The organism is Roseovarius halophilus (ex Wu et al. 2025) (genome assembly GCF_047086965.1).
The window spans coordinates 1-14,277 of record NZ_JBKOTX010000150.1 but is presented as its reverse complement, the minus strand read 5'-3'; the positions used below and the strand labels follow the sequence as shown (position 1 = coordinate 14,277).

At 65.2% G+C, this 14,277-nt stretch carries 18 protein-coding genes and 1 tRNA gene; 8 read left to right on the top strand and 11 right to left on the bottom strand.

What is annotated here, in order from left to right; genetic code table 11:
- The 3 genes from ACH107_RS23435 to purC form a co-directional block, all read right to left on the bottom strand.
- Positions 1 to 483, bottom strand: a 483-nt coding sequence (locus ACH107_RS23435) for an alcohol dehydrogenase catalytic domain-containing protein (protein WP_412507899.1), incomplete at its 3' end; no start/stop codon positions are given.
- Positions 483 to 713 carry a phosphoribosylformylglycinamidine synthase subunit PurS gene (gene purS, locus ACH107_RS23430; RefSeq protein WP_412507900.1) on the bottom strand — a complete coding sequence of 77 codons (231 nt, stop codon included), beginning with the start codon at positions 711 to 713 and terminating at the stop codon, positions 483 to 485. The genes ACH107_RS23435 and purS, both read right to left, overlap by 1 nt.
- 63 nt (positions 714 to 776) lie before the next feature.
- Complete coding sequence (purC, locus tag ACH107_RS23425) at positions 777 to 1,535, bottom strand: phosphoribosylaminoimidazolesuccinocarboxamide synthase (protein WP_310691644.1); 759 nt, start codon at positions 1,533 to 1,535, stop codon at positions 777 to 779.
- A gap of 143 nt (positions 1,536 to 1,678) precedes the next feature.
- On the opposite strand from purC, the gene ACH107_RS23420 reads away from it, so the two are divergent.
- Positions 1,679 to 1,993: a DUF1476 domain-containing protein gene (locus tag ACH107_RS23420; protein ID WP_310691643.1), complete on the top strand. Its 315-nt coding sequence runs from the start codon at positions 1,679 to 1,681 to the stop codon at positions 1,991 to 1,993.
- Between the two features lie 53 nt (positions 1,994 to 2,046).
- Positions 2,047 to 3,081 (top strand): betaine--homocysteine S-methyltransferase, encoded by a 1,035-nt coding sequence (gene bmt, locus ACH107_RS23415; protein WP_412507897.1) that lies wholly within the window; start codon positions 2,047 to 2,049, stop codon positions 3,079 to 3,081.
- A gap of 41 nt (positions 3,082 to 3,122) precedes the next feature.
- Here bmt and ACH107_RS23410 read toward each other — a convergent pair whose 3' ends face one another.
- Positions 3,123 to 4,208, bottom strand: coding sequence for a PA0069 family radical SAM protein (locus ACH107_RS23410; protein ID WP_412507896.1), 1,086 nt, complete (start codon positions 4,206 to 4,208; stop codon positions 3,123 to 3,125).
- Positions 4,209 to 4,379: 171 nt separating this feature from the next.
- On the opposite strand from ACH107_RS23410, the gene ACH107_RS23405 reads away from it, so the two are divergent.
- Both ACH107_RS23405 and ACH107_RS23400 read left to right on the top strand, forming a co-directional pair.
- On the top strand, positions 4,380 to 5,084 hold the full coding sequence (locus ACH107_RS23405; protein WP_310691640.1) for a B12-binding domain-containing protein: 705 nt from the start codon (positions 4,380 to 4,382) through the stop codon (positions 5,082 to 5,084).
- Between the two features lie 48 nt (positions 5,085 to 5,132).
- A complete protein-coding gene (locus ACH107_RS23400) occupies positions 5,133 to 5,762 on the top strand; it encodes a DUF1638 domain-containing protein (RefSeq protein ID WP_310691639.1) in 630 nt (209 codons plus the stop codon).
- A gap of 111 nt (positions 5,763 to 5,873) precedes the next feature.
- Here the strand turns inward: ACH107_RS23400 and ACH107_RS23395 are convergent, their stop codons facing one another.
- A complete protein-coding gene (locus tag ACH107_RS23395) occupies positions 5,874 to 6,293 on the bottom strand; it encodes a SufE family protein (RefSeq protein WP_310691638.1) in 420 nt (139 codons plus the stop codon).
- Between the two features lie 135 nt (positions 6,294 to 6,428).
- Here ACH107_RS23395 and ACH107_RS23390 point away from each other — a divergent pair, with 135 nt between their 5' ends.
- Complete coding sequence (locus ACH107_RS23390) at positions 6,429 to 6,926, top strand: hypothetical protein (RefSeq protein ID WP_412507894.1); 498 nt, start codon at positions 6,429 to 6,431, stop codon at positions 6,924 to 6,926.
- A 75-nt stretch (positions 6,927 to 7,001) separates the two neighbouring features.
- On the opposite strand, the gene rnd is transcribed toward ACH107_RS23390, so the two are convergent.
- Genes rnd through purM form a run of 3 tightly spaced genes read right to left on the bottom strand, consistent with a single transcriptional unit; the run spans position 7,002 to position 9,832 of the window.
- A complete protein-coding gene (gene rnd / locus ACH107_RS23385; RefSeq protein WP_310691635.1) occupies positions 7,002 to 8,159 on the bottom strand; it encodes a ribonuclease D in 1,158 nt (385 codons plus the stop codon).
- A 36-nt stretch (positions 8,160 to 8,195) separates the two neighbouring features.
- Entirely contained in the window at positions 8,196 to 8,789 is a 594-nt protein-coding gene (gene purN, locus ACH107_RS23380; RefSeq protein ID WP_412507893.1) for a phosphoribosylglycinamide formyltransferase, read from the bottom strand.
- Positions 8,786 to 9,832 (bottom strand): phosphoribosylformylglycinamidine cyclo-ligase, encoded by a 1,047-nt coding sequence (purM, locus tag ACH107_RS23375; protein ID WP_310691633.1) that lies wholly within the window; start codon positions 9,830 to 9,832, stop codon positions 8,786 to 8,788. Before purM ends, purN begins: the two co-directional genes overlap by 4 nt.
- 136 nt (positions 9,833 to 9,968) lie before the next feature.
- Here purM and ACH107_RS23370 point away from each other — a divergent pair, with 136 nt between their 5' ends.
- Entirely contained in the window at positions 9,969 to 10,850 is an 882-nt protein-coding gene (locus tag ACH107_RS23370; RefSeq protein ID WP_310691632.1) for an MBL fold metallo-hydrolase, read from the top strand.
- Positions 10,851 to 10,901: 51 nt separating this feature from the next.
- Positions 10,902 to 10,978, top strand: a tRNA-Ile gene (locus ACH107_RS23365).
- Between the two features lie 21 nt (positions 10,979 to 10,999).
- Here the strand turns inward: ACH107_RS23365 and ACH107_RS23360 are convergent.
- The 3 genes from ACH107_RS23360 to ACH107_RS23350 all read right to left on the bottom strand — a co-directional run bounded on the left by ACH107_RS23360 (position 11,000) and on the right by ACH107_RS23350 (position 13,238).
- Positions 11,000 to 12,124, bottom strand: a complete 1,125-nt coding sequence (locus ACH107_RS23360) for a tyrosine-type recombinase/integrase (protein ID WP_412507891.1) — start codon at positions 12,122 to 12,124, stop codon at positions 11,000 to 11,002.
- Between the two features lie 416 nt (positions 12,125 to 12,540).
- Positions 12,541 to 12,906, bottom strand: a complete 366-nt coding sequence (locus ACH107_RS23355) for a hypothetical protein (protein WP_412507890.1) — start codon at positions 12,904 to 12,906, stop codon at positions 12,541 to 12,543.
- Positions 12,903 to 13,238, bottom strand: coding sequence for a hypothetical protein (locus ACH107_RS23350; RefSeq protein ID WP_412507889.1), 336 nt, complete (start codon positions 13,236 to 13,238; stop codon positions 12,903 to 12,905). Before ACH107_RS23350 ends, ACH107_RS23355 begins: the two co-directional genes overlap by 4 nt.
- A 394-nt stretch (positions 13,239 to 13,632) precedes the next feature.
- Here ACH107_RS23350 and ACH107_RS23345 point away from each other — a divergent pair, with 394 nt between their 5' ends.
- Positions 13,633 to 14,130, top strand: coding sequence for a hypothetical protein (locus ACH107_RS23345; RefSeq protein ID WP_412507887.1), 498 nt, complete (start codon positions 13,633 to 13,635; stop codon positions 14,128 to 14,130).
- The last annotated feature ends 147 nt before the right edge of the window (positions 14,131 to 14,277 follow it).

Here is a 14,277-nt window from a genome sequence, read left to right as displayed (position 1 = left end):
CGCCGCGCGGCCCGTGTGCGCGTGCCAGGCCGTTGTGACACGGCAGCCCAGGGCGGCGGCCAGGGCCGGGTCGAGCCCGGCGGGCAAGGTGGTCAGGTTGTGGTCGGCCCGTGGGACGGCGATGTATTCCGCGAAGGACCCGGCGCAGGTAAAGCCCGGCACGATCTGGTCGGCGCAGGCCGTCTGATGCCCGGCGGCACAGTCGGGGCAGTGCCCGCAGGCCAGGATGAAGGGCGCGATGACCCTGTCGCCCACGGCCCAGCGGCGCACGTCGCGGCCCACGGCCAGGACCTCGCCGCAGTATTCATGGCCGGGGATATGCGGCAGCGGGACCGGATCACCCCCCTCCCAGGCGTGCCAGTCGCTGCGGCAGATGCCGCTGGCCAGCACCCGGCAGACCACCCCGTCAGCCGGACAGCCGGGATCGGGCCGGTCCTCCAGGCTCAGCGGCTGGCGGATCTCGCGCAGGACCGCCGCGCGCATCAGTCGATCTCGATCCGGTAGCTCTCGATCACGGTGTTGGCGAGCAGCTTCTCGCACATCTTGCGCACCGTCTCCTCGCCGGTGCCGGCGGCGAGGTCCAGCTCGATGACCTTGCCCTGGCGCACGCCTTCCACCCCGTCGAAACCAAGCGCGGCCAGGGCATGGCGCACCGCCTCGCCCTGCGGGTCCAGAACACCCTGTTTCAGCATCACGATGACCTTGGCTTTCACGGAGGTGGTCATGGGCAAGCTCCTGTCTTCATCTCGTAACGTCGGCGCATCGGTGGCGGCAGATCAGTTGATCAGCGTCGGCTTGGGATGCGCGGAATTGGCGGGGATCACGCCCAGGCGCCGGGCCACCTCGGTGTAGGCGTCGGTCAGGTTGCCCAGGTCGCGGCGGAAGACGTCCTTGTCGAGCTTCTGGCCGGTCTCGACATCCCACAGGCGGCAGCTGTCCGGGCTAATCTCGTCGGCCACGACAAGGCGCATGTAGTCGCCATCCCAGAGGCGGCCGATCTCGATCTTGAAATCCACCAGCCTGATTCCGACGCCATGCATGACCCCGGACATGAAATCATTGACCCGCAGCGCCAGCGACAGGATATCGTCAAGGTCCTGCTGGGTGGCCCAGCCGAAGGCCAGGATATATTCCTCGGGCACCAGCGGGTCGCCCAGGGCATCCTCCTTGTAAGAATATTCGACGATCGGGCGCGGCAGCGGCGTGCCTTCTTCCAGGCCCAGCCGCTTGGCCATGGAGCCGGCGGCATAGTTGCGCACGATCACCTCGAGCGGGATCACCTCGACCTGCCGGATCAGCTGTTCGCGCATGTTCAGGCGCTTGATGAAATGGGTCGGCACGCCGATGTTGCCCAGCCCCATCATGAAGAATTCGCTCAGGCGGTTGTTGAGCACGCCCTTGCCGTCGATAACGTCGCGCTTCTCGGCGTTATTGGCGGTGGCATCGTCCTTGAAATACTGAACCAGCGTGCCGGGCTCGGGACCTTCATAGAGAACCTTCGCCTTGCCTTCGTAGATCTTGTTGCGCCGTGCCATTGATGCTCCGTTTCCGCCGGCGACCCGATGCGGGTTGCGGCATCTGCGCCTCTTAGGGCAAGCGTCCCTTGCGGGCAAGCCTCGCAGCGGGCATATCAGGATCAAACACCTGCCCCGAGACCAGCAACGACGAGGTTCGCCCCATGTCCACCTTCGATGATCGCGAAAACGCCTTCGAGAACAAGTTCGCCCACGACGCTGAGATGCAGTTCAAGGCCGAGGCCCGCCGCAACAGGCTCGTCGGGCTCTGGGCAGCCGAGCTTCTGGGCAAGACCGGCGACGCGGCCGAGGCCTATGCCCGGGAGGTCGTGAAGGCCGACTTCGAGGAGGCCGGCCACGAGGATGTCTATCGCAAGCTGGCCGGCGATCTTGGCGCCAAGGCCGACGAGGCGACCATCCGCGCCAAGATGGCCGAATGCCTCACGCAAGCCAAGGCGCAGCTCGCCACCGAGAACTGAGGCCGCGCCCCCGCCACGCGTCGGCGCCCCTTCTGACCGGACCGGAGCCCGTCATGCCACAGACCACACCGGATAATGCCCTGTCCCGCCTTCTGGCACAGCGCGACTGGCTGCTGGCCGACGGGGCGACAGGCACCACGCTGTTCAACATGGGGCTGCAATCGGGCGATGCGCCCGAATTTTGGAACCTCGACCATCCCGACCGCATCCGCGCACTTTCTTCCGGCGCGGTCGAGGCCGGGTCGGACCTGTTCCTGACCAATTCCTTCGGGGCCAATGCCGCGCGGCTGAAGCTGCACGACGGTCAAGATCGCGTGGGCGAATTGAACCGCGCCGCCGCCGAGCTGGGCCGCGACGTCGCCGACACCGCCGGGCGGGACGTTGTCGTCGCCGGGTCGGTCGGCCCCACGGGCGAGATCATGGCCCCCATGGGCAGCCTGACCCACGAGATCGCCGTCGAGATCTTCCACGAACAGGCCGAGGCGCTGAAAGCGGGCGGCGTGGATGTTCTCTGGGTCGAGACGATCAGCGCGCCCGAGGAATACAAGGCCGCCGCGCAGGCCTTCGCGCTGGCGGACATGCCCTGGTGCGGCACCATGAGCTTTGACACCGCGGGGCGCACCATGATGGGTCTGACCAGCGCCGACATGGTCAAGCTGGTGGGCAAACTGGACCATCCGCCGCTGGCCTTCGGGGCCAATTGCGGTGTCGGTGCCTCGGATCTGCTGCGCACCATGCTGGGGTTCGCCGCCGCCGGGCCGGACACCCCGATGATCGCCAAGGGCAACGCGGGCATCCCGAAATACGTGGACGGGCATATTCATTACGACGGCACCCCGGCGCTGATGGCCGATTACGCGGCCCTGGCGCGCGATTGCGGCGCCATGATCATCGGCGGCTGCTGCGGCACCACCCCCGAGCATCTGCGCGCCATGCGCGAGGCCCTGGAGACCCGGCCAAGGGGCGAGCGCCCAACGCTGGACCAGATCGCCGCCGCGCTTGGCGGGTTTTCCTCGGCCGCCGACGGCACCGAGGACGCGGCGGATGCCCCCAGCCCACGCCGGGGCGGACGCCGCCGGCGGGGCTGAGGCCAAACCCGCGCTGACCGTCCGGCAGGGCGTCGATCCATCTAGAACAGGCTCGGTTGCTCGGGCGTGTCCAGCGGCACCGCGAAAAGATCCGAACGCAGCGCGGGCATCTCGCGCGACAGGCCCAGCCGCGCGCAGGCCGTCTGAAACCGCGCCTGGTAGAGCGCCGCCCAGGTCCCCTGCCCGCTCATGCGGCGCCCGAATTCTGGGTCATAGTCCTGCCCGCCATGCAGGTCGCGCACCCGCCGCATGACCTTGCCCGCGCGGTCGGGAAAGGCCTCGGCGACCCAATCCGCGAAAAGCCCCGCGACCTCCTGCGGCAGCCGCAGCGGGATCATCGCGGCCGCCACGGCCCCGGCCCCCGCGCCCGCCTCCAGGATCGCCTCCAGCTCGTGGTCGGTCAGCCCGGGCACCAGAGGCGATGCGCAGGTCCGCACCGGCACGCCGGCCCGGGCCAAGCGCTCGATCACCTGCAGCCGCCGGGCCGGCGTAGGCACGCGCGGCTCCATCTTGCGGGCCACGTCCCGGTACAGCGTCGTCACCGAGACGCCGACCGCGCAAAGCCCCTCGGCGGCCATCTCGGCCAGGATGTCGATATCGCGCTCGATCAGACTGCCCTTGGTGACGATCCCCACCGGATGGCGGAACCGGCGCAGCACCTCCAGAACCTCACGCATCAGGCCGTGGCTCGCCTCGACGGGCTGGTAGGGGTCGGTATAGGTGCCGATGGCCAACGTCGCCGGGCGATAGGCCCTGCGCCGCAAGTCCCGCTCCAGCACCTCGGCGATCCCGGGCCGCGCGACCAGCCGCGTCTCGAAGTCGAGCCCCGGCGACAGGCCCAGCCAGGCGTGGCCGGGCCGGGCGAAACAATAGACGCAGCCATGTTCGCACCCCCGATAGGGATTGACCGAGCGATCGAAGGACAGATCCGGCGAGGCATTGCGCGTGATCGCTGAACGGGGGCGCTGTTCGGCCACCTGCGTGCGCAGCAGCGGCGCGGCCTCCTCGCCCCCCCAGCCGTCATCGACCCGAACCCGCGTATAGGGTTCGAACCGTCCGACGGCATTGTCCAGCGCGCCGCGTCCCCGCGCGGCGCCATGGCCCAGTGGCTTGTCCAGTCTCTCCATGCCCCAACCATGAACGAACAAAGAACATTTGAAAAGACCCCATCGCCCGTCCAGGACAGCATCATTTGCGCCAAGGTCGCATGACGGGCCCTCCATGTCGCAATCAACCCAGACCCGATGCGGCAATTCGGCGCAAATCCGGGGCAGGTTGCAGGCAATGAGGGCATCACCATGTCAGACGACGACGCAGAACTGATCCTCGCCGATCTGGACGACGGCGAACTGGTCGAGCAGATGTTCGACGACCTCTACGACGGTCTCAAGGAAGAGATCGAGGAGGGCGTGAACATCCTGCTGGACCGCGGCTGGGCGCCCTACCGCATCCTGACCGAGGCGCTGGTGGGCGGCATGACCGTCGTCGGCAAGGACTTCCGCGATGGCATCCTCTTCGTGCCCGAGGTGCTGCTGGCGGCCAACGCCATGAAGGGCGGCATGTCGATCCTCAAACCCCTGCTGGCCGAGACCGGCGCCCCGCGCATGGGCTCCATGGTGATCGGCACGGTCAAGGGCGACATCCACGACATCGGCAAGAACCTGGTGTCGATGATGATGGAGGGTGCGGGCTTCGAAGTGGTGGACATCGGCATCAACAACCCGGTCGAGAACTACCTCGAGGCGCTCGAAGAGCACAAGCCGGACATCCTCGGCATGTCGGCCCTGCTGACCACGACCATGCCCTACATGAAGGTGGTGATCGACACCATGATCGATCAGGGCATCCGCGATGACTATGTCGTGCTGGTGGGCGGTGCGCCGCTCAACGAGGAATTCGGCAAGGCCATCGGCGCCGATGCCTATTGCCGCGATGCGGCCGTGGCCGTGGAAACCGCCAAGGACTACGTGGCGCGCAAGCACAACCAGATGGCCGCGGGCTGAGGCCGCGCCCGGCCAGGCGGGGCGCTGTTCCGCCGAGGGGGCCAGGACATGGACGACCAAACGCTGACAGAAACCGGCCTGCCCGCCCGTGGCGCGGGCAGCGTCCTGCTTCTGGCCTGCGGGGCGCTGGCGCGCGAGATCCTCGCGCTGATCCGCGCCAACGGCTGGACCCACATGGACCTGCACTGCCTGCCCGCCATCCTGCACAACACCCCCGAGCAGATCACCCCAGCGGTGGTCGCGGCAGTGCAAAAGCACCGCGCCGCCTACGCGCGCATCTTCGTCGTCTACGCCGACTGCGGCACCGGCGGCGCCTTGCAGCGCACCTGCGAGACCCTGGGGGTCGAGATGGTCCCGGGCCCGCACTGCTATGCCTTCTTCGAGGGCACCGCCCGCTTCGCCGCAACCGCCGAGGACAATATCACCTGCTTCTATCTGACCGATTTCCTGGCCCGCCAGTTTGACGCGTTCGTGACGAAACCGCTGGGCCTCGACCGCCACCCCGAACTGCGCGAGATGTACTTCGGCCACTACGAGACGCTGGTCTACCTCGCCCAGACCGACGACCCGGCGTTGACCGCGAAGGCCCGTGCCTGCGCCGAGACGCTAGGCCTGGATTTTGAGCGCCGTTTCACCGGCTACGGAGACCTGGCCGGGGCCCTGGCCGCGCAGGCCTGATCTTCATCTTGGCGAAAAACTCCGGGGTCCGGGGCAGCGAACCGGCCGACCGGGACGGCGGCCGGGCGTCGTTGCCCCGACCGGGGCAACGCGCGGCGTCCCGGCGTGCCCTCAGCCCGCCGCCACCTCGCTGGCCGCGACGCTGCGGATGCGTTCGATCATGGCCCGCAGGCCGTTCGAGCGCTGCGCCGAGAGATGCTCGGTCAGTTGCAGCCGGCCCAGTTCGGCACGAGCGTCCACGCGCGGCACCTCTTCGACCGGCACCCCGTTGTAGAGCGCCGCGAGCGTGGCGATGAGCCCGCGCACGATCATGGCGTCGCTGTCCCCGCGGAACGAAAAGACGCCATCCTCGATCCGGGGCACCAGCCAGACCTGACTGGCACAGCCCTCGACCTTGGTGGCGGGCACCTTCAGCGCCTCCTCCAGCGGGTCCATCGCCTTGCCCATGTCGATCACATGGGCATAGCGATCCTCCCAGTCGTCCAGGAATTCGAAGGTCTCGACAATCTCTTCAAAATTCTCCGTGGCCATCCGCGCGCTCCTGTCTGTCCTGTCTGTGATGTAAGCCTGCGCACCGGCGGCGTCCAGTGGGCGCTTTTCACGGGTGTCAAGCCGCGCTAAGCCTTGGCTGGGCCAGGATCAGGCCAGCAACCCCGGGGGCAAGACATGCGGCGCGGCATTCTTCTGTCAGCACTCGTTGTGACAACCACCTCGGGCTGTGCCCGACTGGCCGACAGTGCCGTTAATCCGCTCAACTGGTTCGGCGGCGGCGATCGCACCGCCCGGGCTGCGGCCAGTGCCGCCCCGCAGGAGGCCCGGCCGCTGGTGCCCTCGGGCCGGCAACTGATCGTCACCGACCAACGCGTGCCGGTGCAGCGCATCACCGCGCTCTCCGTCGACCGCACCCCCTATGGCGCCATCGTCTCGGCCACCGGCGAGGCCGACAGCCCGGGCTATTTCAACGCCGCGCTTGTGCCCCTCTCCATCGAAAACGGCGTTCTGACACTGGAATTGCGGGCCGAGGCGCCGCCCGATTTCGAGGCGCAGGGCCCGGCCCGCAGCCGGCAGATCACGGTGGGATATACCCTCGACCCGTCAGAGGTGGCCGGCCTGCGCAGTCTGCGTGTGACGGGCGCCGAAAACAGCCGCAGCGCCCGACCCTGACGGGCCGACCGCCGGGCACGGGCGGGCGCCTGCGCCAGCCAGGCGCGGGCGACGCATAATGCGTCGCCGCCCCGCTCAGAGCGCCTGCGCCACCACCCTCTGGCCCTGCACGACCAGGCCGATCTCGCCGTCACAGAGCCGCAGGGCATCCGCCCCGAAGACCTCGCGCCGCCAGCCCTTCAGGGCGGGAATATCGCGTTCCCCGGCGGCCAGCGCATCCAGGTCGGCGGAACTGGCGATCAGTTTCTGCGCCACGCCCTCGCCCTCGGCCTTGGCCTTGAGCAGAACCCGCAGCATGTCCGCCAGCGCCGGGTTCACCTGCAGTTTCTCGCGCGAGCGGTCGGGCTGCGGCACCTCTTCGGGGGGCGTGTCCAGACCGGCCCTGACCGCGCGCAGGATGCCCTCGGCGATCTCGCCGCGGCGGGCCTCGCGCAGCAGGAGGCGCGACCGCGACAGGTCCTTTTCCGACTGCGGCTTGGTCGAGGCCAGCTCGACCAGCGCATCATCCTTGAAAACCCGGTTGCGCGGAATGTTGCGCGCCTGGGCATGGGCCTCGCGAAAGCGCGCCAGTTCGCGCACAATTGCCAGAACCTTGCCCGAGCTTGTCCGCGTCTTGATGCGCATCCAGGCAGTGGCGGGATCGACCCGGTATGTCGCCGGGTCCTGGAGCACAGCCATTTCCTCGGCCACCCATTTCTTGCGTCCCGACCGTGTGATCTGGCGGTCCAGTTCCTCGTAGATGACCCGCAGGTGTGTGACATCGGCCAGGGCATAGGTCTTCTGCGCCTCGGTCAGCGGGCGGCGCGACCAGTCGGTGAAGCGGCTGGACTTGTCCAGCGAGGCCTTGGCGATCTTGCGCACGAGGGTTTCATAGCCGACCTGTTCACCGAATCCGCAGACCATGGCCGCGACCTGCGTGTCAAACAGCGGCTCGGGAATGATCCCGGCATCGACGTGGAAAATCTCCAGGTCCTGGCGCGCGGCATGGAAAACCTTGACCACGCCATGATCCCGGAACAGGTCGTAGAGCGGCTCCAGCGAGAGCCCATCGACCAGCGGGTCGACAAGGACCGCGTTCCCGTCGCCCTCGCCCGGAAAGGCCAGCTGCACCAGGCAGAGTTTGGAGTAATAGGTCCGTTCGCGCAGGAACTCCGTGTCGACAGTGACGTAGGGATGCTTGGCGGCCTCCGCGCAGAAGGCGGCGAGGTCTTCGGTCTGGGTAATGGTTTTCATGTCGTCGCTTTAGCCTGTTTTTCCGAGGACCGAAAGTCAGGGAAGATGAACCGGCGTCCGGTCTCCCGCCGCGAAGCGCCGAAGCACCGCCGGATAAAGTCTGTGCTCCTGTTCCAGCACCCGCGCTGCGAGCGTTTCGGCGCTGTCATCGGCATGCACCGGCACCCGCGCCCGGCCCAGGATCGGTCCGCCGTCCAGGTCGGCCGTGACCTCGTGCACGCTGCACCCTGCCTCGGCATCACCGGCCGCCAGCGCACGGGCATGGGTGTTCAACCCCTTGTAGCGGGGCAGCAGCGAGGGGTGGATGTTCAGCATCCGCCCCGTGTAATGCGTGATGAACAGCGGGGTCAGGATACGCATGAACCCGGCCAGGCACAGGATGTCAGGCGCATGGGGCTCAATCTGGGAAATCAATTCAGTTTCAAATGCTTCCCTGTCTTTGATGAAGTCCCGATGATCGACCGTGACGGTGGGAATGCCTCGCGCGTGGGCCTTGGTCAGCCCGCACGCATCGGCGATATTCGACACCACCAGGCAGGGCCGTGCCGGATGATCGCCCTGCATGCTGTCGGCCAACACCGCCATGTTGGACCCGCCGCCAGAAATCAGGATAGCGACCCGCTTGGTCAAAAAAGCATGCCCCGATAGCTGACACCCGCGCCTGCCGTGACCCGACCCAGGCGGGCCACGTCCTCGCCCGCGTCCTCCAGCGTCGCGGCGACGCGGTCCGCCTGATCCGCCTGCACCACGACGACCATGCCGATGCCGCTGTTGAAGGTCTTGAGCATCTCGTCCGGCCCCATGCCGCCCTGCTCGGCCAGCCAGCGGAAGACCGGCGGCAGGGTCCAGGCGTCGAGGTCGACCTCGGCGCCCAGCCCATCGGGCAGGACGCGCGGCAGGTTCTCGGTCAGCCCGCCACCGGTGATATGGGCCAGGCCATGCACGCCACCGGCGCGGATCGCGGCCAGCACCTGCTTGACGTAAAGCCGCGTCGGCGCCAGCAGGGCCGCGCCCAGCGTGCCCGCGCCCCAGGGGCAGGCCTCGCCCCAGCCAAGGCCCGACTGCGCAACCACCCGGCGCACCAGCGAATAGCCGTTGGAATGCACCCCGTTGCTGGCCAGCCCCAGCAGCACGTCGCCCTCGGCCACGCCCGCGGGCAAGGCGGTGCCGCGTTCCATCGCGCCCACGGCAAACCCCGCAAGATCGAAATCGCCGCCCGCATACATGCCGGGCATTTCTGCCGTCTCGCCCCCGATCAGGGCACAGCCGCTGTCCTCGCAGCCCCTGGCGATGCCCTCGATCACCCGGGCCGCGCTGTCAGGCTCCAGCTTGCCGGTGGCAAAGTAATCGAGGAAGAAAAGCGGCTCGGCCCCCTGGCAGACAAGATCGTTCACGCACATGGCGACAAGGTCGATGCCGACGCCGCCCAGGTCTCCGGTGTCGATGGCAATGCGCAGTTTGGTGCCCACCCCGTCGGTCGCGGCGACAAGCACCGGGTCGTCAAAGCCGGCCGCTTTCAGGTCGAACAACCCGCCGAAGCCGCCCAGCCCGGCCATGACGCCGGGCCGGTCGGTGCGCTTGGCCGCGGGCTTGATCCGGTCAACCAGCGCATTGCCCGCCGCGATGTCCACACCGGCCGCCGCATAGGTCAGCCCCTCGCCCTCGTCCGCCATTGTGCGCCTGCTCCCGCCCTGCATTATCCAGCCGCGCGATAGCCTGTTTTTGAAATCAGGGCAACGGGCGGGGTTGACCTGCGCGCTATCGCCCCCAAATCACATTACGGAATTCTAATATTTGAAAGGAACGAGCATGACCTCGCAAACCCCTTCCCCCGTCGTACGGGCCTTCTTCGACCGCCCCACCGGCAGCCTGCAATATGTCTTCCACGACCCGAAAACGCGGCGCGCGGCCATCGTGGACCCGGTCTGGAACTACTTCCCCGAAGCCGGGGCCGTCAGCACCGACAGCGCCGACGAGATCCTCGACTATGTCCAGGAGGAGGGGTTGACGGTGGACTGGGTGCTCGACACCCACCCCCATGCCGACCACTTCAGCGCCGGACCCTACCTGAAAGAAAAGCTCGGCGCGCCCCATGCCATCGGCGACAAGGTCACCGGCGTGCAGCAGTTGTGGCAAGGCCTTTACCACCTACCCGAGCTGACCACCGACGGCGGCCAGTGGGACAGGCTTTTCGCCGAGGGCGAGGAGTTCATGGTCGGCGAAATTCCGGTCAAGGTGATGTTCTCGCCCGGGCATACGCTGGCCTCGATCACCTATGTGGCCGGCGATGCGGCCTTCGTGCACGACACGCTGATGATGCCCGCCTCGGGCACCAGCCGGGCCGATTTCCCCGGCGGCAGCACCGAGGACCTGTGGAATTCCATCCGCGCCATCCTCGATCTGCCCGGCCAGACGCGGCTCTATGTCGGGCATGATTATCCAGCGCCGGGCGTGGCCCCGCAATACATGGCCACGGTGGCCGAACACCGCCTGAGCAACCGCCACGTCAAGGACGGCATCGGCAAGGCGGAATTCATCGCCACCCGCGAGGCGCGCGACCAGACGCTGAAACTGCCTGCGCGGATGCTGGAGGCACTGCAGGTCAACATCCGCGGCGGCCGCCTGCCCGAGCCCGAGGCGGACGGACACAGCTACCTCAAGAAGCCCATCGGCCGGTTCGACCCGCGCTGACGCTCCGGTATTGACGCGCCAGCCCTTTTCGGCGTAGCGGAAAGGGCTGGCGGGCCTGTAGCTCAATTGGTTAGAGCAGAGCGCTCATAACGCTTTGGTTGGGGGTTCGAGTCCCTCCGGGCCTACCATTTGCCTATTATAGCGTTTTTTTATTGGATTTTTTCTTCATTTTGGACCACGCCAGAATTGCCGTGGTCCATCTTTTCAAAGTCAAGACTGTCGAGTCGCGCGATTCCGGAAGCCGCAAGACGACCCCGCTCAGCGCTCCGAGTGTAGACTTCCGAGGTCTTTGCTTCGGTGTGCGCCATTACCGACATGACTTCATACTGAGTTGCGCCGGCCGCAACGAGCAAAGCCGCAGCGCCTTTTCGGACGCCGTGCTGCGTGCGTCCGCGCGGCAGTCCGGCTGCGGCTGTCCATTTCTGGATCCGGTTTCGGAGGGCTTCGGAGGATCGAAACGGCGCACCGGCTTCTGTTCGAATAAAAGGCCCGTTTTTGGCTTTCGGGTGGCGTTCAAGTTCTTCTTGCAGCCAGCCGAGGAGCGGCACGGACACCGGGGCGGAACCACGCTTCGACGGCTGATATGACAAGACCCCGTCATGAACGTGCGGCCACCCGAGTCCTGGGACATCTCCAATCCTGGGCAATGTGTTGAGAGATAAGAGGATCCAGAGACGGGCCGTCGATCCTGGTCGATGATGGGCTATGAAATTCTGGAAGTCTTCAACGCTCCACGCGACAGCGCCCTCGCCGGTTCGGTGTTCTTTGCGGACGGATTGAATGGCATCTGCGCTCTTCACGAGCTCGCGCTCCACCCCGAAAGCATAGGCTGCGCGCAAGGCTTTGATCAGGTTGTGGCCCGCTCCGCTCGGGAACTTGTCACGCATGTGCAGGAAGGCCGCCGTGGGCATATCTGCGTCGAGGCCACCCATTCTGTCGCCGTCGGGGTCTTTAACTTCGAGGCCGCGCGTTAGTAGCGACCGGTGCCCTTTCAATGTGAGGGGCGATGCCTGGCCGCGATCGACCTTGGTAGCGAGGTGGTCGAGGTAGCGATCAACCAGGGCGTCCAGCGTGCCAGACTTCGGCGATTTCGGCTGCACAGTCTCAACCGTCTGCCCTGCCCTCGCGGCATAGTAGTGCTCATGGAACTGCGGTTCGCCAGGCCCGCAGGGTATCCGGACTTTCTTGTTCGGCTGGCCTTCAACTCGAACGCGCCACCGGATCGAGCCGGCGGCGGTCTTGTCTTTCAACAACCCAGGAAAATGATGTCTCACCTCTTGGCTCCCCACTTCTTCGGACCGGCGGCGTCCGATTTCGGTACGTCTTGTGACGTAGTCGGTGTCTCGATGTCGATGGCAAAGCCTCCGTCCGAAGTGAATTCTATATGGGACGGCGCGAAGCCGTGCTCTTTCAGAGCGGCCAAAGCATTGGAAAGGCTGGATTTTGAAAGCTTGGGAGCGGGCATGTGTGGACCTCAAATTTGTTGAGGTCAGGAGGTCGGAACTTTGAATTTTGATCGGAAATCGCCGGAATGGTGTTGCGTGTTCATGCGACTCGCGCAGCGTCTTCCCGACCCTGCGAGCGCGTGTATGCCAATCTCAACGCTCGCAGGGATCTCATGGGAAGCGCTCGCTCTCTTGGTAGGCTTGAACGGAATATAGGTCCCGGCCAGCACTTTCGGCAGGATTTCTCAATCCGGCCCGAATACCGGGTCGCCATCCTCCAGCAAGAGCATCGTGTTCACCCAGTCGCGCGCAAGCAACGGCACCGCATCCGACCAGACCCCGGCGGCGACAGGCGATCCGCTGAACCAGTTAACGTTCCAGCCAAACATTCCCAGGCAACGCTTTGCCTCTGCGACCGCCATGCCCGGGCCGAAGCCTTCACTGTTTGCATCGACCAGAACAGCGGCAATCGTTTGCGTCGACACCCCTTCATCTTGGATTGCACTGTGCAACCGGATTTGGCCGAGTTCTGGGAACCGATACTCGAGCCAGGCCGCGACAAGGCCCAGATGTTCCTCCAATTCATCAATGCGCGCTTCAATGGGTATCATAGGAGATCTCCTCGCTGCCGCCCGACCATCCGCTCATGCGCGCTCAGCCTCCTTGCACAGCCGCACAGCGTGTATGTCATCGGGGCGCCGCGGTGCCATTCGACGCGATAGTCGAAGAGGTGGAGGAAGAGATGGGCCTTATCGTTAACCGGCCCCCGGAATGTCACGTTGCCGAGGTAGTCGACCATGATATTCGCGATGATCCGGTTCTCAATGAAGCCTTCTTGTCCAACTGCTATGATAAACACCGGTGCGCCCTCCGGAAACGCTGAGTCAAGGTTACCGGCTATAAGGCTGAGGTCGTGCTCCACTGCTGTCTGTATGTCTGTCATGGCATCCCTTTCATCCTGTGCGGAGGGGATATGTGCCAGAGCGGCCATCTCAGAAGCGATTTACCCCTTCGTAGCGCAAAAAGCGGCTCGGCAGGCCAAGCCGTTGCCGCACCTTACGCAGTAAGGCGGAACCGGAAACCATTGAAATTAAGGAAAAATCTATTCCCGGGAATACTCGTTCCCAGGAACGGGAAAATCTCGAAAGCTATTGATTTTAAGATTTATTTTGTTCCTAGGAACTTTTGGCAACGACGGGATTCCCAAATCACCGGAAACGCTGGAAGCACCTGTCAAGAACTTTTTCGATCTGTGTTTTTCGACGCCTGCCCTGGGAACTATTTCCCCTCCACGCCTTGCCGGGCGTGAACGCAAACAAGCAAATACGAGCAGATCAATGAAGCTTTCAACCCTCTTACTGTGTCAGACACAGGCTGTCGCCGACAGGCTCTCGGCTCTCGGATACGAATCCCTCGCATGGAGCGATCTCACCGATGATCAGGCAACAGCGCGCGACCTGGTCTTGATCCCGAACTACAAAGACACCGACGGCATCAAGGCGGGTCGAAATATCTGCGCACGCCTGAAAGTTCAGTCCTTGCCTGTCTCGATCCGCAGTTTTCGATACCCTAAAAACGACGACACAATTTTGGAAGGCTTTTCCCTCGACCAGGAAGAATGTGACTGGGTTATTCAGGACTGGCTGAACCAGTGCCTCCGTGAAAAGCCATGGCATCAGCGCCGCCGTCGCCTGATCGAAATGGGGATCGGCCGTTTCAGTGTTGAGCCGCCGGAGCAGGAATGGGTCGCAGGGCGCCTTGTTCCTGCTGGAGTTCCATATCTGGTCGCGGGTCGCGGCGGTATTGGCAAGACTGTAGCGCGACAATCTGGCTGAGAGTTGCGCGTCAATCAGGATGAGGATCCTTGGTCGCGACATAGATGACGATGGCGGACTTTGCCGCCACCATCAAGTTTTTTGTGCGTTTTGCTTGTCGCGGAGCGTCAATCAGGTTTGGTATTGGCAGGCGTTGCCCTTTGGGCC